This window comes from Rhizobium sp. KNZ2-6A (assembly GCF_056755475.1).
Genome location: NZ_JBNDIC010000027.1, coordinates 33,583 through 52,091, shown reverse-complemented (window position 1 = coordinate 52,091; position 18,509 = coordinate 33,583). Strand labels below are relative to the sequence as shown.

Below are 18,509 nucleotides of genomic sequence, written 5' to 3'. Positions count from 1 at the left end.
CTCCGATCAGGAATTGTGGTAGGCGGCTTCGCCGTGCGAGGCGAGGTCGAGGCCTTCGCGCTCGGCTTCCGGAGCAACCCGCAGGCCGATGATGACATCGACGATCTTGTAGAGGATCGCGGAGCCGATGCCGCACCACAGGATGGTGGTGACGACGGCCGTCAGCTGGACCATGACCTGGCTGCTCATGGTGACACCTTCGACATAGCCGACACCGCCGAGCGAGGCGCTGGCGAAGATGCCGGTTGCGATGGCGCCGAAGATACCGCCGATGCAGTGTACGCCGAAAACGTCGGCCGTATCGTCGTAGCCGAACTTGTTCTTCACGACCGAGACGAAGAAGTAGCACAGCGGCGAGACGATGAGGCCCATGACGATCGCGCCCATCGGGCCGGCGATGCCGGCTGCAGGCGTGATGGCGACGAGACCGGCAACCATGCCCGAAGCGCCGCCGAGCATGGAGGCCTTGCCGCGGGTGAAGGTTTCAACCAGCGACCAGGAGATGATGGCGGCAGCGGTCGCGATGAAGGTATTGACGGTCGCAAGCATTGCGCCGCCGGAGGCTTCAAGGTTCGAGCCGGCGTTGAAGCCGAACCAGCCGACCCAGAGCATGGATGCGCCGACCATGGTCAGCGTCATGGAATGCGGAGCCATCATGTCCTTGCCGAAGCCGACGCGCTTGCCGACGAGAATGGCGCCGACGATGCCTGCGACACCGGCATTGATGTGAACGACGGTGCCGCCGGCGAAGTCGAGAGCGCCCATCTTGAAGAGCATGCCGTTGGAATCCCAGACCATGTGCGCGATCGGGAAGTAGACGAAGGTCGCCCAAAGAGCGCAGAAGAGCACGGCCGCGCCGAACTTGATGCGCTCGGCGAAGGCGCCGATGATCAGAGCCGGCGTGATGGCGGCAAAGGTCATCTGGAACAGCATGAAGATGAATTCAGGGATGACCACGCCCTTGGAGAAGGTTGCAGCCGTCGTCGAGGTCGAAACGCCCGAAAGGAACATCTTGGCCGTGCCACCCCAATAGGGGCTGGAGCCGCCGCCGAAGGCGAAGGAATAGCCGTAGAGAACCCAGAGGAGCATCACGACCGCGCCGATCATCGTGCACTGCATCAGGACCGACAGCATGTTCTTGGCGCGGACGAGACCGCCGTAGAACAGCGCAAGACCCGGCACGAGCATGAAGAGCACGAGGATGGTGGAGATGAACATGAAGGCGGTGTCGCCCTTGTCCGGAACCGGAGCGGCAGCGGTCGCGGCGGCAGCAGCCGGAGCGGCCTCCTGCGCAAAGGCGATCGCCGGCGCGAGCAGCGCCGCAGAAAGCGCGCCCACCCGTGCGAAGGTGGAGGAAAGCTTGGAAGATGACATGCAAATAACTCCCTGATCGGCCGTGTTCTTACAGCGCTTCTGAATCGGTTTCGCCCGTACGGATGCGCACGGCATGGTCAATGGAATAGACGAAGATCTTGCCGTCGCCGATCTGGCCGGTCTTGGCGGCAGATGCGATGGCCTCGACGGCCTTGTCGACGATTTCGGATGCGACTGCGACTTCGATCTTCAGCTTCGGCAGGAAGCTGACGGCATATTCGGTGCCGCGATAGATTTCAGTGTGCCCCTTCTGGCGCCCGTAGCCCTTCACTTCGGTCACAGTCAGGCCCTGGATGCCGACAGCCGTGAGGGCCTCACGGACCTCATCGAGCTTGAACGGCTTGATAATGGCCATCACAATTTTCATCTGGTTTCCCATCCTTTGTTTACCCTCGGCACGGAGCCGACTCTCCTTGCCGCCGACGAGTGTTTCTGCAGCGACTGGGCATACACATTCAAAGGACGTGCCAGATTCGCGACACATTTATAACATATTGAAATCTAATGATTTTATTGCGTAAACACAATAAAGCGGCAATTTGCGCCGCGCCATCGGCACAAATAAAGTGCAATTTTATAAAATTGCACTTTATTTAATCATTTGCCTTTTTACGAATCAGGCCTTCCTGCGCCACGGACGCAATCAGAACACCGGATCGCGCAAACAGGCTGCCGCGGGTAAAGCCGCGCGCGCCGGATGCGCTGGGGCTTTCCTGGCTATAGAGCAGCCAGTCGTCGAGCTTGAACGGCCGATGGAACCACATGGCGTGGTCGAGGCTCGCCACCTGGACGCTGGGGTCGAGAACCGATGTGCCGTGCGCATTGAGGGCAACATCGAGCAGCGTCATGTCGGAGAGATAGGCAAGCACCGCATTCTGGTAGAGCCTGTCGTCCGGCACCGGCCCAGTCGGGCGGATCCAGATGTTCTGCCGCTGGCTCGGCTGCGAACGGGAGAAATAGCTCTCGATCGAAACGGGCCTGATTTCGATCGCCCGCTTGCGCTCCCAGTAGCGGCGCACATTCTCCGGCGCATGGGCGAGATAACGCTGCTTCACCTGCTCCTCGTCCATCAGCTCCTCAGGCATCGGCACATCAGGCATGTCGCCCTGATGATCGAAGCCCGGTTCATCGAGCTGGAAGGACGCAGTCAATGCAAAGATCGCCTTGCCGTGCTGGACTGCGAGCACGCGCCGCGTATTGAAGCTGGAGCCGTCGCGCAGACGGTCGACCTGATAGAGGATAGGCACCGAAGGGTCGCCCGGCAGCATGAAATAGGCATGCAGCGAATGCGCAAAGCGACCGCCGTCAACAGTTCTTTGCGCCGCCATCAGCGCCTGGCCGATGACTTGGCCGCCGAAGACGCGCTGCCAGCCGACCTGCGGGCTATTGCCGCGAAACAGGTTCATCTCGATCGTTTCGAGATCCAGCGTCGCAAGCACGGTTTCCATCGGGGTGAGCTTCTCGGTCTCTCGCGACATTTTGCTTGAACTCCAATGGTAGGAACCACGAATAGGATGCTCTATATAGAGCAGGAAGCGACAGTAAGACACGGGGTGAGCGTTATGTTGGACATGCTGGTAGTGGGTGGCGGATATGTGGGTCTTGCCGCAGCGGTCGCAGTCAAGCAGGCAGCCCCCCACCTCGACGTCATGATCGTCGAGGCGTCCCCCGAAACCGCCTGGAAGAAGGACATGCGGGCTTCGGCCGTCATCGCGGCCGCCTCGAAGATGCTGGATGTTCTCGGCGTCTGGGACGAGATCGCGCCGGAGGCCGAGCCGATCACCCGCATGATCGTCACCGATTCGCGCACCAGCGATCCCGTCCGCCCGGTCTTCCTCACCTTCGACGGCGAAGTGGCCGAAGGTGAGCCCTTCGCCCATATGGTGCCGAACTTGACCATGGTCGGGGCGCTACGCGGCGCCTGCGAGCGTCTCGGCATCACGATCAAGCACGGGCTGAGCGCCACCGACTTCGTCACCGACGACGCCAAGACCACCCTCACCCTCTCGGATGGCGGCACGCTGGAAACGCGGCTTCTGGTCGCCTGCGACGGCGTGCGTTCCAAGCTGCGCGACTTGGCCGGCATCAAGACGGTCAATTGGGAATACGGCCAGTCAGGCATCGTCGTCACCGTGGAACATGAGCGGCCGCATGGCGGCTGCGCCGAGGAGCATTTCCTGCCCTCCGGCCCCTTCGCCATCCTGCCGCTGAAGAACAACCGCTCCTCCCTCGTCTGGACGGAGCGCACCTCCGATGCCGAACGGCTGGTCGCCTCCGACGATCTCCTCTTCGAGGAGGAACTGGAACGCCGCTTCGGCCACAAGCTCGGCAGGCTCACCACCATCGGCGAGCGCCGCGCCTTTCCGCTCGGCCTGACGCTTGCCCGCGCCTTCGTCGCGCCGCGCTTCGCGCTGGCGGGCGACGCCGCCCACGGCATCCACCCGATCTCCGGCCAGGGCCTCAATCTCGGCTTCAAGGATGTGGCGGCGCTCGCCGAAACCATCGTCGAAGCCGACCGCCTCGGCCTCGACATCGGCTCGATCAATATCCTCGAGCGCTACCAGACCTGGCGCCGCTTCGATACCTTCCGCATGGGGGTGACGACCGACGTGCTGAACCGGCTCTTCTCCAACGACAACACGCCGCTCCGCATCGCCCGCGATTTCGGCCTAGGGATCGTCGACCGCCTCCCGAACCTCAAATCCTTCTTCATCGGCCAGGCTGCGGGGACGACCGCTAAGGATAATCCGCGGCTGCTGGCTGGCGAGGCAATCTAAAGCGAGACCGAAATCGGCATCATTCCAGGTTCCGCATTTCCGTATCCATCCAGCTACAGAATTGCCGGACTGCCCTCGATTCCGAGCGGCGCTGGTACCGATAGGTTCCGGTCTCGACCGGCTCATATCCGGACAGGGTCACCAGCGCGCCCGATTTCATTTCCCTGCCCGTGAGAATCGTCGGCGCGAGCACCATGCCGAGACCGGCAACGCAGGCATGGAGAGCAGCGTCGTCTGTGTCGAACGCATGGGCGAGGGAAAGATCCGCCGGCGAAATATCAAACGTCTCGCACCAGAGCTTCCAGTCCCAGTTGCCCACGCAGCATTGAAGCGCCGGCGCATCCCGAACGGCGATCTCGCTATCGGCATCTCTTGCCCGCAGGCCAGGAGAAACGACCGGACGGCGCAGATCGCGGGTGAGAAATTCCCATCCCTCGGCCACCTCTCCTATCCGGAAATGACGGATACTGACATCGGAGTCGGGGACGGCTGGAAAGCCTCGCGCCGAACTCGTTTCCACCCGAACGCGCACCTGCGGGCAAAGAGCGCGAAAACGATCTAGCGACGGGATGAGCCAGCGTAGCGCAAGCGATGTCGTGGCATGGACACTGATTTCGTTTTCGTCGCGATAGAGGGCATCGGCGGAACGCTCGATGAGCCCGATCGCCGGCGCGACCTCCTGATAGAACCGCCGTCCCACCTCGGTCAGTGAAACGGTGTTGTTTCCCCGGCGGAAGAAACTCACCCCAAGCTCGTCTTCCAGCTTTTTGAGCTGATGGCTCACCGCGCCGGAGGTCACGCCAAGTTCGGCGCCGGCGGCCGTCAGGCTTCCGGTGCGTGCGACGATCGCGAATACCCTGATGGCATTGAGAGAGACACGATGCCTTTCCTGCATGAATTTTTCTCTGGCTCCCCTCAAATTCCTCGTTTGAGCATCACATGAAAATCGAGCACAAACGGACGCGAAATCCCTGCAAGGATGCACGACGCGCTTAGCCAATATCACACCGGCACCGGAGCCATAGCAAGGGTGGCCGCTGGGGCCAGCATTAATTTCTTTATTCTTAGCCGCTGACGGAAGTGCCGCCCTTCCTCTCAGAAATAAAAACTGCTCGTGTCCAAGGTGTTTGATGCCTTCCCTTTCCCATCGCTGCCGTGACTTGATCGTGCTTTCCGCGCTGAATGCCGGAATGTCGTTCCGCTCGCCTACGGTCCGTGCCGTCGTCGCGCTGTCCTTGACCCAGCTCATCGGCTGGGGTGCAACCTTCTATCTGCCTGCGGTGACCGGACCAGCCATGGCCGGCGAGCTGGGCATGCCGCTGCCGTTGGTCATGGCGGGACCGACAGTCATGCTTGTCGTCATGGCCATGGTGTCCTGGCCGCTGAGCGGCATGTTCGAGCGCCACGGCACGCGACCGATCATGGCCTCGGGGTCCGTTCTGGGCGCAGCCGGCCTGCTGATCATGGGTCTGGCCCACGGTCCAGGCTCCTATGCCCTTTCGTGGATCATTCTTGGCCTCGCCGGTGCCTGCATGTTGACGACACCGGCACAGATCGCGGTGAGCGAGGTCGCCGGCGAGAAGGCTCGCCAGGCACTTGGTGTGCTGATCCTGGCCGGTGGGCTGACATCAACCATCGTCTGGCCGCTGACGGGGTTTTTGCAGGCGCAATGGGGCTGGCGCATGACGACGCTGGCCTATGCCGCCCTCATGCTGCTTGTCTGCATGCCATTGCATTGGACGGCGCTTGGCCGCCGACCCCAGGAAAGACCGGAGAAAAAATCCACTGCCGGGGCGGCGGTCGAACCTGCCCTCGCCGAGCCTGCCCCCATCGACAGGCCGAGTTTCGCCCTGCTGGCCGCGAGCTTCGCCGCCAATGGCTTCGTAACCTGGGGATTTGCCCTGACGATCATCATTCTGTTTGAGGCTGCAGGTCTCGATCACGCCAGTGCGCTGACAGCCGCGGCCTTCATCGGGATTGCTCAATGGGCGGGGCGCATGGCCGATTTCCTCGGCGGTCGGCGCTGGTCCGGCTTCGCCACCGGCCTTGCCGCCTCGGCCCTGTTTCCGCTGAGCTTCATCGTCCTTCTGCAGACGAGCAGCTTCGTCGGCGCCATGCTTTTCGCTGTGCTCTACGGCATTGCCAGCGGCATCACCGCCGTTATCCGCGCGACCCTGCCGCTGCAGATTTTCCCCGCCGGCACCTATGCCCGCGCATCGGCGCAGCTGGCCGTACCCCTCAATCTCTCTTTTGCCGCCGCGCCGCCGGTATTCAGCGTCATCATGACGTCTGCGGGTCCCCGTGCCGCCCTATGGCTGGCCTTTGCGATCTCGATCTTCGCCTTCTGCGCGCTTCTCGGCCTTCTGCTGCGGCAACGCCGCATGCATCACATATCACGACAGAGTTGATTTCCGAGAAGGTGGACGACCTTGCTTCGAATTCCGCAAGAAGCTGGCCTTCAATCCTCGATTCGCCGCGCTTCCGAAATCAGCATGATCGGAATGCCGTCACGGATCGGGTAGGCGAGCCGCCCCTTTTCCGAGATCAGCTCGTTCTTTTCCCGATCGTAGCTCAGCCGCCCCTTGGTGAGCGGGCAGACGAGCAGATCGAGCAGTTTCGGATCCACCTTGCTGACCGTGACATCCATCGCCAAGCTCCTATTGCATCATGGAATCGGTGTCGCCGGCGCCGGCCAGCACGATCTTGACGATGGCGATGAAAGTTTCGGCGCGGGTCTTCAGGTCCGGCGCCTCGAGGAGAGCCTGCTTTTCAGCCGGATCGAAGGGCGCCATGATCGACAGCGAATTGACCAACATCATATTGTCGGCCCGCTCGACGCTTTCCCAATCCGCCTCGAGCTTGTTCGCTTCCAGATAGGCCCGGAAAGCCGAAAGCAGCGCCGTGCGATCCACCGTATCTTCCTCGTGATGGGATTTGAGGTCGGAGATGAAGGGCGTGATGCGGAATGTGCGATAGGGCAGATGTCCGGTGATTTCATCCATCAGCCGGAAGCGGCATATGCCGGTCAGCGCGGCGATATAGCGCCCGTCCCCGGTTTCGGCGATGGATGTGATGCGCCCGAGGCAGCCGACATGCGAGAGATTGGAGGATTCGGCCGGTTCCGAAAGAGCGGGCTGCACGATGCCGATCAACCTGTTGCCGGCGATGGCGGCATCGAACATGGCAAGATAGCGCGGCTCGAAGATATTGAGGGGAAGCTGCGCGCCGGGCAGCAGCAGCGCGCCGGACAGGGGAAAGACAACCACCGATTCGGGCAGATCGCCCGGCTTCAAATATCTGGCATTACCGACTTGCATCTCTTCCATCCCGCTAGATCACCGCGCTGCCGGCCGCAGTGGGCCGCACAGGAACGACACACTCGCGGCCGCGCCTATCCCGCGCCGCGTTATCAGACAATGTGGGCTCATCTGCCGAAAACACAAGAACATTATGGCCAAGTGCCGATGCCTCGTGCTTCCGGCCATTCGCGGCTATTGTCTAACAGCCGATCGCGCGGAAGGTTTCGCACGATTGGCATGTCCATCGAGAAAACAGGCTCGTCAGGCAAAAATGCCTATTAGGAAAATAGGATCGAAGACAGCTTGCGACGAGCCGCGATCGTGGCCGGATCCTTCGGACCCCACACATCGAAGAACTCCAGGAGCTGGCGGCGCGCGCCGTCGTCATCAAAGCCGCGATCCCTGCGCATAATGGTCAGAAGGTGATCTGCCGCCTCCTCGCGCTTGCCTTCGACGTTACGGATCTTGGCAAGCTTGACGCGCTGCTCGTGATTGTCGGGATTGGCGGCCAGTTCCTGCTCGATCGCCACGGGATCGCCAAGCTTGCGGGCCTCGTCGATCTGGTCAAGCTTCTTGACCACGGCCTGAATGCCGGCATCGTTGGCGAGTGTCTCCGGCAGATCGGCAAGCGCTTCGCGGGCGCGCTGGTTCTGGCCGGCGGCGATCATGCATTCCGCCATGCCGGCAAGCGCCTTGGCATTTTCGGGGTCTGCCTGCAGCACGGCGCCGAAGAGTTCGGCAGCGCCATTGACGTCGCCGGCGGCGAGCAGGCCGCTTGCCTCTTCGAGAACGGCGGCGATCTCGGCCGCCTGGTCGTCGGCACCGCCGGCAGGGCCGCCGAGACGATCGATGAACTGGCGGACCTGGCTTTCGGGAACCGCACCCATGAAGCCGTCAGCCGGGCGACCGTCGACGAAGGCGATAACAGCCGGGATCGACTGGATGCCCAGCTGGCCGGCGATCGACGGATGGTCGTCGATGTTCATCTTGACCAGCTTGACGCGGCCCTGGGCTTCGGTGACGACCTTTTCGAGAACCGGCGTCAGCTGCTTGCACGGACCGCACCAGGGCGCCCAGAAATCGACGAGCACCGGCTGCTTGCGCGACTCTTCGATAACGTCCTTGGCGAAGGTCGCCGTCGTGGTGTCCTTGATCGGCGAAGCGCCGCCTGCGGCAGGCGCGCCGCCGTAGGATGCCGTGGCTGACATCTGTCCGCCGAAGGAAGCGTTATAGGGGTTGTTCGGACCGCTCATGAGTGTCTCCCGCCTGCCGGCATCCTTGGTCTTATGAAAAACATGCTTCCCAAACGGTCCCGCAAGGTCCGTCCGGCAGCACGCCCGATGGAATGGTCAAGGCAATCGGACAATCCGAAGAGAAGCCGCCCGCCTTATTAGAGCGGTTCAGTTTTTTCACCGAATCTCCGAACCGCTCTATCTCTTTGTTTTCCCGCAATTCCGGACGGAAAACCGCTCCGCACTTTTCCTGGAACTGCTCTAGCGCTAAAATCGTACCTTAGCTCGTGACTTTCAAGACTAGCGGCGCATGACCCGTGGCCTCCATGAAGCGAAGCAGATCGGCGCTGGCAATCGACGTCGTCGCATCGTTCGAAAGAGGATGGCAATTGACGATGTCATGCGCCATCAAATCGGCATCGAGGACGAAGGTGACGTTACTGGCCGTATCGTTGATCGCGCCGAAGGCCGTGACCGAGCCCGGAATGACGCCGAGATATTCCATCAGTTTTTCCGGCTTGCCGAAGGATACCTTGCTCGCGGCACCGATCAGCGTGTGCACGGTCTTCAGATCGACCGCCGCGTTTTCCTCGACGGTCAGCAGGAAGAAATTGTCCTTCTTGTCCTTCACGAACAGGTTCTTCGTGTGGCCGCCGGGGATCTCATCGCGCAGCGATACCGATTCGGCGACGGTAAAGACGGGAGCATGGTCCTTGGTCGCATGGGCAATGCCGAGCCCATCCAGGAATCGGAAAAGATCGTCGCGGGTTTTCGGGCTGGTCTCGGTCATGACGTCTCGCAATCGAAAATGGTTCGCCCCTGATACGTCGCCCACAATTTCATTGCAATCTTTCAGACGACAAAGCCCGGCGTTTCCGGGCTTTCCGCTAATCGGGGCAAGGGTGCCGAAATTTTTCTTCGCGAACTCGTCATTTCCCTGTTGCATTTGAAAAACGGTTAGGCCATATAGCGCCCGTCGCCGCAAGACGACGCCCAGCGGTCCAACACACTACCCCGGATCGCGACGGGAATGAGCGGGTGTAGCTCAGGGGTAGAGCACAACCTTGCCAAGGTTGGGGTCGAGGGTTCGAATCCCTTCGCCCGCTCCAATTTCCAAATTTCTTCTGAAAAGAAGAAGCCACGGTCCAGACCGAAGGCTGCCTTTTCGAAAAGACGGGTTTCCATACTCCTGTATCCTCCCCCCGGCATCCATGCCTTTCCCAACGCGCCAAGGGTCTCAAATCAGTCTCATTTGGCGTTCAGGTGTGCGCGTCGGATAGGCTGATGGAACGTGGTATTGCGCGCATGAAAATAAAGACCTCCCCGCTGATTGCGATGCTGTCCCTTCTGCCGGCGCCCGTGCTTGCCCATCCGCATATTTTCATTGACGCCAAGTTCGAGGTCGTCGCCGCGCCCGACGGCTCGATCAGCGAGCTGCGCAACGTCTGGAACTTCGACGAGGTGTTCTCCTCCTCCGTGCTTCTGGATTACGACAAGGGCGGCAACCAGACGCTCACGCCAAGCGAACTCAAGGCTGTGGGCAAGACGGTCCGAGATTCACTCGCGCAATACGGCTACTATACGAACGTCACCAGCAACGGCAAAGCCGTGCCGATGGCCAAGCCGGAGGCGGTTGAGGCCGACTACAAGAACGGCTCGCTGATCCTCACCTTTTCGCTGAAGCCGGAGCAGAAGACCTTCCTCAAGGGAACGACGACCTTCGGAATCTACGACAAGACGCTCTATACGGCTGTCGATTTCGCCACCGACAACGACATGACCACATCGGGATCGGCTCTCGGCCGCTGCAAGCGCAAGGTGATCAGGCCCAATCCCAAGGAAGTCATGGCGGAGAACCAGGCCGCTCTCACCAGCATGTTCTTCAGCGACCCGAAGGGCACGGATTATTCGCTGCTCGTGGCGACGCGGCTGGAAGTCGACTGCTGATTCCGTTAGAGCAATTCCAGGAAAAGTGCATAGCGGTTTTCCGTCCGGAATTGTGAAAAAACAAAAGGATAGAGCCTTTTCGCGATTCGAAGAAAAGCGGAAGTGCTCCAGGGTCGCGCCCGAACCGGCGCCTTTCCTCATTCCGGCGGCGGAGCGTCGTTTCGCGCGCCCTCACCGTTTCGCGAGGGCGATATGGAGTGGCGGGCGATGATCCAGCAGCCGAGCGCCCAGGTCGCGCCGGCGCACCAGCCGCCGAGAACGTCCGAGGGGTAGTGCACGCCGAGATAAACCCGGCTCGCGCCGATCATCAATGTCAGCAGGATGCCGGCGGCGACAGTGAAGATGCGCGTCGAGCGATAGGTTCGCGTGCTTGAGATCAGCGCGGCAAGGGTCAGATAGGTCACCGCCGACACCATTGCATGGCCGCTCGGAAAGCTGAGGTCCTGCACCTCGACGAGATGCGGCACGATATCGGGCCGAGGCCGCGCGACACCGATCTTCAATAGCGCGCTCAGCGCCCATCCGCCAAGCACCGAAGCGAGGATGAAGATGGCGATCGCCCGCTGGCGGTCCAGCAGCAGATAGATCGTCACCAAAGCCGTCATCAGCGCCAGCACGGTCGTGCCGCCGAGGCTGGTAATGTCCTTGACGGCATGGGTGAACCATCCCGGCCCGATCGGCACGGAAAGGTTCGCAGGCTGGCGAAGCGCCAGCAATATCGCCTCGTCGAACCCCCTCGTGCTTCCTTCGAGAACCTCGCTTGTCAGATAGATGAACAGAAGAATTCCGCCCGAAAGGGCTGCGAACATTAAAAGCAGAAAAGGCTCGTAACGGTTCAACCATCCAGGTATTCCCGAGGTATCAAATGGCCGATTCTTCATGCGCTGAAACCTGCCTTTCGTGCTTTCACATCGCCTCCTTACGGGTCGAAGTCCAAAAAGGGACAAGGCCTATCTAGGAATAAAATTCGTCGCTTCCAACCATGGTGAAGACGAGCGTCGTGCGTTCGGCACGGCAAGCGCTTCAGGTTCATGAAATGTTTTTCATCTATCCCAGTGCGTATTTCTCGCTCACGCGGCAGCGGATCGAAGGAATGCAGCGTCATGCTTGAAAAAGCCCTCGGGCCATGAGCTAGGCGCGACAATTGCTTGCTAATTTTCTGCTGTTTTCGGAAGCTTGAGCTGTGCTAGTAATGCGGCGGGGCGATCAGAGATCGGGTGTTGTCAGAGTGTTAAGTGTTGGGACATCTTTCTCCGCCCGCTTGTCGATGCTGGCCGGAATAGGGTTGCTGGCCGCGTCCGTGGTCGGCGCAATTCCCGCCTCATCGAAGGCGCAAGACGCCGCGAAATCCTCATCCGATACATGGGTCGTCACCCTCGGGGCGACGGTGGAATACGGCCCCAATTACGAGGGATCGAAACGCTATTCCTTCGGCGCCCTGCCGTCCTTCGATTTCCACCGCCTCGGGGAAGCCCAGGAATACAGCGCCCCGGATGACAATTTCGACTATCAGCTCTTCGATCTCGGCGGCCTCGAAATCGGTCCCGTCGTCGGCCTGCGCGATGACCGCTTCGACCTCAACGATCTGCACCTGCAGAGCCAGCGCAAGGTGCGCTGGAATTTCGATGCGGGTGGCTTTGCCCAATATTGGCTGATGGAAAACAAGCTGCGGTTCCGCACGGAACTGCGCCAGTCGCTTTGGGGTGGAGATGGTCTGGTCGGTGATCTCGCGCTCGACTGGTTTCAGCCGGTCGGCGACAAATGGCTCCTGTCGGCCGGACCTCGGCTGTCGATGGCAAACGACGTCTATATGCGCGCCAACTTCGGCATCTCGGAAAGCGAGGCTGCGAGACATGGCCACATCAGCGCCTTCGATGCCGGCGCGGGCGTGAAGTCGCTCGGCTTCACCGTGGCGGCGACCTACACCATTTCCCCCGCCTGGAGCGTGCAGGTTTACGAGAAATATAACCGCCTGGTCGGCGCCGCCGCCGACAGTCCGATCACCTCGCGCTTCGGCTCACCCAACCAGAACATCATCGGCTTCACGCTGAACCGAAGCTTCAACGTCAACTTCTGAGGCGCTGCGCGCTTCATTCTCGGCGATATAGTTGCGCGTCAGCGGAATGATGTGGTTTCGCTTGGTCATCTGGATCTGGAAGACGACGAGATCCTCGTAGCGGAAGGCGGCTTCGGCCGTCGAAAGATAATATTCCCACATCCGGCAGAAGCGCTCGTCGTAAAGCTTGGCGGCATCGTCCCAGCGCGTCATGAAGCGGGCCCGCCAGCTCTCCAGCGTCATTGCGTAATGCAGTCTGAGCACCTCGACATCGGTGATGGCGAGCCCCGCCGCCTCGATCTCGGGCACGATTTCGGACAGCGCCGGAATATAACCGCCGGGGAAGATATATTTGTCGAGCCACGGTGTCGTGAAGCCGGGCGTTGCCGAGCAGCCGATCGTATGCAGCACCATGATGCCGTCATCCTCGAGCAATTCAGCGCATTTGCGGAAGAAGGCACGATAGGACGCCAGCCCGACATGCTCGAACATGCCGACGGAGACGATCCTGTCGAAAAGGCCGGTGAGACTGCGATAATCCCTCAGCGCGAACTGAACCTCCGCCGGCGTTCCCCCGATCTTGTCGGCCAAACGCTTCGTGGCATAGGCGTGCTGCTCCTCGGAGAGGGTGACGCCAAGCACATAGCCGCCCGGCGCCCGCTCGGCCATATGCAGGGCCAGTCCGCCCCAGCCGCAGCCGATATCGAGAATGCTGTTGTTCGGTTCGATCAGGAGCTTGGCGGCGAGATGGCGTTTCTTGGCAATCTGCGCGTCATCGAGCGATTGGCCGGCATGCTCGAAATAGGCGCAGGAATATTGCCGGTCCGGATCGAGGAAGAGTTCGTAGAGCCGGCCATCGAGATCGTAGTGATGGGCGACATTGGCCTTCGAACGCCCCGGCAGATTGCGGTGGCGGAAAATCCGCAGCTTCGTTCGCGCATGATCGATGATGCGGGCGATCAGCGGGTGGGTGCTGTTCTGCGCCTCGCGCAGCATCATCGCCACGAAATCATAGAGCGTGCCCCGCTCGACGATGAAGCGCTCATCCATATAGAGTTCACCGAGCCGCATGTCGGCATCGATGAGCAACGCCCATTGCGCGCGGTCGTCGGCGAAGCGGACATGAACGGGCTCGCCGGTACCATCACCGAATGTCAAAACCCGGCCGCTCGCCGTCGTAACGGTCAGAGCACCTCGCGTGACGATCGACGACAGCGCGCGCTTCACGCACCAGTCCGCCAGGCCGGAGAAAACGGCATTGCCCCTGGGGCGATTTTCAGCGTGAGAACCGGGCATCATCCATCCTTGCCGACACCACTGCGCAGACCATCGTGCTTGGCGTGCCAATCATCCTGCTCTCCCGGCGCCACATTGGCGCCTGCAATCAACCAGACCCCCAGGAGGATCAAGCCGCTGCCGATCACCTGCAGGGCGACGATCCGCTCGCCGAAAACAAACCAGCCCGTCGCGATGATCAGCACATAGCTGACGCCGGAAAGCGGAAAGGCGCGGCTGAGGTCGAGCTCGGCAAGCACGTTCATCCAGATGAAGAAGGTCACAATCTCGACGGCGATGGCCGCCAGAATCCAGTAGGACGAGAGCGCCTGCCAGAGCCAACCCTCGATGCTGCCGCCGCCCAACTGCTCCGCCCCGAGCTTGATGAAGAATTGGAACAGGGTATTCAGCACCGGCACCGCAAGCCAGGAAAAGCGCATCGGCATCACGCATCCGCCTCGTCTGAAGAGAACATCGGCGATACCAGCCGCAGCAATGTCTGGAGGAAGGGATTGCGATGACGGAAATACATCGCATTGGCGGTCAGCTTGCTGCCGAGGCGCACCTTGTTCTCATAATAGGCCTGGCCGCTCTGGTAACGGCTCAAGCCATTGTCCAGGCAATAGCGCAGATTGGTGAACCAGCTGAGGAAATAGAGATTATAGGGCCGGCCCTTTTCGCCATCCATGCAGAAGAACTTGTCGATCGCGACGCGCTCGTCATGAACGATCAGGTTGGCGGCCATCAGTCTGTCGTCGACGAAGTAGAAAGCGCAGAAGGAGCGGCCGCCCATGCCGCTGAGAATGCCCTGGAAATAGTCCGGCGTCAGCTCTTCGAACTGCCATTCGCTGCGATTGCGCGTGTCGTGGTAAAGCGCCATGACCTCAGGCAGGAACTCGCCGAAATCCGTGCGGATCTCCACTCTCACCTGCTCGAAGGATTTCATCTTGCGGCGCATGTCCTTGCGGGTGCCGGATGAAAGCCTGGCGAGATATTCGTCGATCGTCTTGAAATCGATGTCGAGCCAGGCCGTTGGGAGACCGCCGATCGAAGCATAGCCGCGGGCGGCAAACAGCTCTCCGAATTCGGCGGAGGTCGGCTCGGGAATGTCCTTGAGGCCGATCAGCCCGCAATGCTCCGTCGCGGCGACCTGCTCGAAAAAGGGCAGCATTTCCGCCAGCAAGGCACTGCGGCGCTCGCCTTCGACATCGGGATGAAAGCCGATCGCGCCGGTTTCCGTGCAGGGCGACCCGAGGCAGGCGAGGCGCAACTTCAGGAACTTCGGGAAATAGCGCTGGACCTTGCGCACGGACCGACGCAGGAAGCCCTCCTCCAGCGTCGTATCGAGCGCATAGAGGCAGAGAAAGGCTGGCATGGCGGCGCTGACCCGCCCATCCTCGACGATGGTGATGTAGCGCCATTCGAAGCCGTCGAGGCCAGCCTCCTCGATGGCGAGCAGGCAATCATAATCCTCGACTTGGCCCTGGAAGCAGGCGTTCCATGCATCGCGGCCGATGGCGCGGATGCTGAAATGAACCTCGGCCACCGGCTTGCCGGCCGGACGCGGCAACGCTTTAAGCAGCGGCTGCGACATGACGCGCCTCGAAGAAATCTGCCGTGAAATCGGCCACCTGGCGATGCTGCCGGTCGACATGGATCATGTGATAGCTGTCCGTGATCCACTTCAACTCGTGCGGAGCGCCGATATGCTCGGAAATGTAACGGGCATGTTTCGGACTGGCGAGATCGTCCTCCTCCGCATGCAGGATCAGCGTCGGCGTCTGCATTTTCGGCAGCATGCCGCGAAGGGTGTGGCCCAGCCGGTGCATCTCGACCAGACCCTTGCCGGGGAATTTTTCCAGAATGCCCTCGCCCGCCATACCCTCGATAAGCCGGCGCATCCGCTCGTCCTTGATCCCGAGCGACGTCGTCTCGCTGAAGCTCAGCCGATCGAGGAAGGGAATGCGCGACAGCCAGCCGATCTGTGACGCCAGCAACGGATAGTAGAAGGGAACGTCCCAGCCGTCATAGCTGAAGCAGGGAGAATAGATCGCCACGGCATTGATCGCCCGCTTCCGTTCGGCGGCCAGCATCGCCAGCTTGCCGCCGACGCAGATGCCGGCCGCGAAGACCTCCTGCGTTCTCGACGCAAGAAGCTCCGACGCGCTGACGACGGAGTCCAGCCAGTCTTCCCAGCGTGTTCCGCGCAGCGTCCTCGCATCGACGCCATGGCCGGCGAGCAACGGCGCATAGATGCTGTAGCCCCTGCGGTTGAGGTCGCGGGCAACCAGCTTCATTTCGGCGGGCGCGCCCGTCAGCCCATGGACCAACAGGACGCCTTTGCCGTTTGAGCCTTCCATGAAGAAGCTCAATTCCTCAGCCTTCATGAGAGAGCTCCGATTGCCGGTTTTCCTTGGCCATGAAGCCAAGCGCATGGCAGGTGCTGATCACATGCGTACCGTTCTTCTCCTGCTCTTCCTTGATCTGCTCATGCAGCGTGGGCAGTTTCGTCCAGTGCGTGCGCGGGCGATAGTGGTGTTCGGCGTGATAGCCGTTGCCGAACCAGAGCCAGTTGTAGAAAGGCTGGTGGCTGGAGACGCCCCAGGCAATCGGCTCGTCGGGGTCGCCGTTCAGATGCTCGTAATAGCCGTTCAGCGACGACAGGCAGTTGCCGATATAATAGAACGGCACGAAGAACAGCACCGCCTTCCAGTCGTAAAGCAGCGCGAGCGCCGAAAGGCCGAGGAAAAAGTAGAGCTCGAACCGCCCCCAGGCCGCATCGAACGGACGGTTGCGGGCAATGGCCTTGTGAATGTCGCCTAGGCTGTCGCGGAAGAAGCTCAGGAACGTGTAGGACCAGACGTTTTCCGGCTCGCCGTCGCGGCCGTAGCGATAGATCGACAAGAGATCGACGGTCTCGCCCTTTTCGTTGGGGCGGTCGCTGTTGCCGGAGTGGTGGCGCATATGCACCCAATGATAATAGGTCTGCGAGAAGCCGATCGCGACCGATTCCAAGAGGCTGAAGGCATAGTTCATCCAGCGCGGCTTGAAATAGGGCGTGTGGATGAAATTGTGCGATATGCTGTTGATGTTCCAGGAGATCGAAACGGCATAAAGGCAGCCGAGAACCGCCGAGAGCCAAAGCGGACGGCTTTCGAAGCCGACGATCAGATAGACGTCGAAGGCGAGATGAGCGACGGCTGCCAGAACCGGCGCGAGATCCCATCGCGTGTGCGCAAAGATTTTCATAATCCCGTAACTCCCACACAAGCCACGCCGGCCGTGACGAGAAAGACGCCGGTCGCATGGCGCAGGTTGATGTTTTCCTTGAAGATGACGGCGCCAGCGAAGACGATGACGACATAGCTCAGCGCCATCAGCGGGAAGGCGATGGTTAGGGGGACGCGCTCCAGAACAGCCGTCCAGGCGAAAAGCTCCACGGCCCAGAACAGAATGCCGAGCCAGGTGATCGGCTTGGCCAGCGCCGAAAGCAGGGCGCTCTCGCTGGCCGATTGCTTGAAGCAGACCTCGCGGGCGGTCTCCGCGAGCACGCAGAACAGGATGAGCCCAAGCATGGGAAGTGTCAGGCTGCCGGTCATTCCATATACTCCGCCAGAACTTCCAGCAGCGCATGATTGGCGGCGCTGTTGATGTTCCTCGTCATTTCCGCGCCCTGCCGCATGCGCGGCTGATCGATGAAGATCTCCGCGCGCTTCATGAACTGGGTCCGCAGGCTGCCAGCATAGCTCGGGGTCGAATAGTCCCCGATGACATCGGCGCCGATGATGCGGTGGCGGCTGCCGATTTCGCTGAGCAGGGCGAGCAGATAGGGCAGCCGCATGCGGCCCTGATCCCAATTGGTCACGGCATCGTCGGCCGCCAGCACATCCTTGTCGATGGTAACGTAGACGGCCTCGGTGCGAATGCGGCTGAGCATGCGGTCGATGAAATTTTCCTCGCCGATCTCGGCGATCGATTTCCAGTGCAGCTCGCCCTTTTCCTGCCGATAGCTGGCGCCATTGCCATAATCGGCCAGCACGCGGCTCGGCGGATGTTCGTAAGGGTAGAGTTCCAGCTTGCCTTCGCCGAGCCAGTGCAGATTGGCACCCTTGCGCTCGGGGCTGCGCAGATCATGGCTACAGACGCCGATCGTGATGACCTTCTGAATATTCGGGTTGGCAAGCGCCCGGTTGACCCAGGAGCCGCAATGCATGCCGCCGTCGAATTTCACCCAATCCGGATGATTGTCGAAATGGATGAGCGTGGCCGGACCGGGATGCCGCTCCAGCGCGCCTTCGACCAGCAGTGCCGTGATGTGATGGAAATCACCGGATCCCATGAAGCACAGCTGCGGATCCTTGCCTCTCGTCGGTCTATTTTTGACGAGCTCTCGGCTGAGGTCGTCAAGGGCACTCTGCTTGCCCCACAACCGAACCAGCTGCCCCGCATCCTTGCCGAAATACTGGTGCGCGCCCGCAAATTTGCAGGCACGCACGAAGTCTGGCTGCAACTCCAATGCATCGTCGAGATGGAGAAGCAGGAGCTGCAC

Annotated in this window: 20 protein-coding genes and 1 tRNA gene; 5 read left to right on the top strand and 16 right to left on the bottom strand. The window is 60.9% G+C overall.

Annotated elements, in window-relative coordinates; genetic code table 11:
- Positions 1–6: 6 nt before the first annotated feature.
- From ACPYOP_RS19040 to tesB, 3 genes are all read right to left on the bottom strand, one after another.
- Positions 7–1,374: an ammonium transporter gene (locus tag ACPYOP_RS19040; protein ID WP_481411899.1), complete on the bottom strand. Its 1,368-nt coding sequence runs from the start codon at positions 1,372–1,374 to the stop codon at positions 7–9.
- A gap of 28 nt (positions 1,375–1,402) precedes the next feature.
- Positions 1,403–1,753 carry a P-II family nitrogen regulator gene (locus ACPYOP_RS19035; RefSeq protein ID WP_034509110.1) on the bottom strand — a complete coding sequence of 117 codons (351 nt, stop codon included), beginning with the start codon at positions 1,751–1,753 and terminating at the stop codon, positions 1,403–1,405.
- A gap of 214 nt (positions 1,754–1,967) precedes the next feature.
- Positions 1,968–2,852 (bottom strand): acyl-CoA thioesterase II, encoded by an 885-nt coding sequence (gene tesB / locus ACPYOP_RS19030; protein ID WP_481411898.1) that lies wholly within the window; start codon positions 2,850–2,852, stop codon positions 1,968–1,970.
- Between the two features lie 84 nt (positions 2,853–2,936).
- Here tesB and ACPYOP_RS19025 point away from each other — a divergent pair, with 84 nt between their 5' ends.
- Positions 2,937–4,151 (top strand): ubiquinone biosynthesis hydroxylase, encoded by a 1,215-nt coding sequence (locus ACPYOP_RS19025; RefSeq protein WP_481411897.1) that lies wholly within the window; start codon positions 2,937–2,939, stop codon positions 4,149–4,151.
- A 19-nt stretch (positions 4,152–4,170) separates the two neighbouring features.
- On the opposite strand, the gene ACPYOP_RS19020 is transcribed toward ACPYOP_RS19025, so the two are convergent.
- On the bottom strand, positions 4,171–5,046 hold the full coding sequence (locus ACPYOP_RS19020) for a LysR family transcriptional regulator (RefSeq protein WP_481411896.1): 876 nt from the start codon (positions 5,044–5,046) through the stop codon (positions 4,171–4,173).
- Positions 5,047–5,281: 235 nt separating this feature from the next.
- On the opposite strand from ACPYOP_RS19020, the gene ACPYOP_RS19015 reads away from it, so the two are divergent.
- Positions 5,282–6,559, top strand: coding sequence for an MFS transporter (locus ACPYOP_RS19015; protein WP_481411895.1), 1,278 nt, complete (start codon positions 5,282–5,284; stop codon positions 6,557–6,559).
- Positions 6,560–6,609: 50 nt separating this feature from the next.
- Here ACPYOP_RS19015 and ACPYOP_RS19010 read toward each other — a convergent pair whose 3' ends face one another.
- The 4 genes from ACPYOP_RS19010 to ACPYOP_RS18995 all read right to left on the bottom strand — a co-directional run bounded on the left by ACPYOP_RS19010 (position 6,610) and on the right by ACPYOP_RS18995 (position 9,472).
- On the bottom strand, positions 6,610–6,798 hold the full coding sequence (locus tag ACPYOP_RS19010; protein ID WP_069614795.1) for a Trm112 family protein: 189 nt from the start codon (positions 6,796–6,798) through the stop codon (positions 6,610–6,612).
- 10 nt (positions 6,799–6,808) lie between these two features.
- Entirely contained in the window at positions 6,809–7,468 is a 660-nt protein-coding gene (locus ACPYOP_RS19005; protein WP_120665861.1) for an LON peptidase substrate-binding domain-containing protein, read from the bottom strand.
- A 260-nt stretch (positions 7,469–7,728) separates the two neighbouring features.
- Positions 7,729–8,703 carry a thioredoxin gene (gene trxA, locus ACPYOP_RS19000; RefSeq protein ID WP_481411894.1) on the bottom strand — a complete coding sequence of 325 codons (975 nt, stop codon included), beginning with the start codon at positions 8,701–8,703 and terminating at the stop codon, positions 7,729–7,731.
- 259 nt (positions 8,704–8,962) lie between these two features.
- Positions 8,963–9,472 carry a prolyl-tRNA synthetase associated domain-containing protein gene (locus ACPYOP_RS18995; protein ID WP_481411893.1) on the bottom strand — a complete coding sequence of 170 codons (510 nt, stop codon included), beginning with the start codon at positions 9,470–9,472 and terminating at the stop codon, positions 8,963–8,965.
- 244 nt (positions 9,473–9,716) lie between these two features.
- On the opposite strand from ACPYOP_RS18995, the gene ACPYOP_RS18990 reads away from it, so the two are divergent.
- Together ACPYOP_RS18990 and ACPYOP_RS18985 are read left to right on the top strand one after the other, a co-directional pair.
- Positions 9,717–9,791, top strand: a tRNA-Gly gene (locus ACPYOP_RS18990).
- 196 nt (positions 9,792–9,987) lie between these two features.
- Entirely contained in the window at positions 9,988–10,629 is a 642-nt protein-coding gene (locus ACPYOP_RS18985; RefSeq protein WP_481411936.1) for a DUF1007 family protein, read from the top strand.
- A 137-nt stretch (positions 10,630–10,766) separates the two neighbouring features.
- On the opposite strand, the gene ACPYOP_RS18980 is transcribed toward ACPYOP_RS18985, so the two are convergent.
- Positions 10,767–11,510 (bottom strand): phosphatase PAP2 family protein, encoded by a 744-nt coding sequence (locus ACPYOP_RS18980; RefSeq protein ID WP_481411892.1) that lies wholly within the window; start codon positions 11,508–11,510, stop codon positions 10,767–10,769.
- Between the two features lie 347 nt (positions 11,511–11,857).
- On the opposite strand from ACPYOP_RS18980, the gene ACPYOP_RS18975 reads away from it, so the two are divergent.
- Positions 11,858–12,706, top strand: coding sequence for a MipA/OmpV family protein (locus ACPYOP_RS18975; RefSeq protein ID WP_481411891.1), 849 nt, complete (start codon positions 11,858–11,860; stop codon positions 12,704–12,706).
- Here the strand turns inward: ACPYOP_RS18975 and ACPYOP_RS18970 are convergent.
- Genes ACPYOP_RS18970 through ACPYOP_RS18940 form a run of 7 tightly spaced genes read right to left on the bottom strand, consistent with a single transcriptional unit; the run spans position 12,647 to position 18,509 of the window.
- Complete coding sequence (locus ACPYOP_RS18970) at positions 12,647–13,981, bottom strand: class I SAM-dependent methyltransferase (protein WP_481411890.1); 1,335 nt, start codon at positions 13,979–13,981, stop codon at positions 12,647–12,649. The genes ACPYOP_RS18975 and ACPYOP_RS18970 overlap by 60 nt on opposite strands.
- The gene (locus tag ACPYOP_RS18965) at positions 13,981–14,406 is read right to left on the bottom strand and encodes an EamA family transporter (RefSeq protein ID WP_481411889.1); all 426 of its coding nucleotides are present in this window, start codon (positions 14,404–14,406) and stop codon (positions 13,981–13,983) included. The genes ACPYOP_RS18970 and ACPYOP_RS18965 overlap by 1 nt, the downstream gene beginning before the upstream one ends.
- The gene (locus ACPYOP_RS18960; RefSeq protein ID WP_481411888.1) at positions 14,406–15,554 is read right to left on the bottom strand and encodes a GNAT family N-acetyltransferase; all 1,149 of its coding nucleotides are present in this window, start codon (positions 15,552–15,554) and stop codon (positions 14,406–14,408) included. The genes ACPYOP_RS18965 and ACPYOP_RS18960 overlap by 1 nt, the downstream gene beginning before the upstream one ends.
- Positions 15,535–16,347, bottom strand: coding sequence for an alpha/beta hydrolase (locus tag ACPYOP_RS18955; protein ID WP_481411887.1), 813 nt, complete (start codon positions 16,345–16,347; stop codon positions 15,535–15,537). The genes ACPYOP_RS18960 and ACPYOP_RS18955 overlap by 20 nt, the downstream gene beginning before the upstream one ends.
- On the bottom strand, positions 16,337–17,209 hold the full coding sequence (locus tag ACPYOP_RS18950; protein ID WP_481411886.1) for a fatty acid desaturase family protein: 873 nt from the start codon (positions 17,207–17,209) through the stop codon (positions 16,337–16,339). Before ACPYOP_RS18950 ends, ACPYOP_RS18955 begins: the two co-directional genes overlap by 11 nt.
- Positions 17,206–17,559 (bottom strand): DMT family transporter, encoded by a 354-nt coding sequence (locus ACPYOP_RS18945; RefSeq protein ID WP_481411885.1) that lies wholly within the window; start codon positions 17,557–17,559, stop codon positions 17,206–17,208. The genes ACPYOP_RS18950 and ACPYOP_RS18945 overlap by 4 nt, the downstream gene beginning before the upstream one ends.
- Positions 17,556–18,509 carry an arginase family protein gene (locus ACPYOP_RS18940; protein ID WP_481411884.1) on the bottom strand — a complete coding sequence of 318 codons (954 nt, stop codon included), beginning with the start codon at positions 18,507–18,509 and terminating at the stop codon, positions 17,556–17,558. The genes ACPYOP_RS18945 and ACPYOP_RS18940 overlap by 4 nt, the downstream gene beginning before the upstream one ends.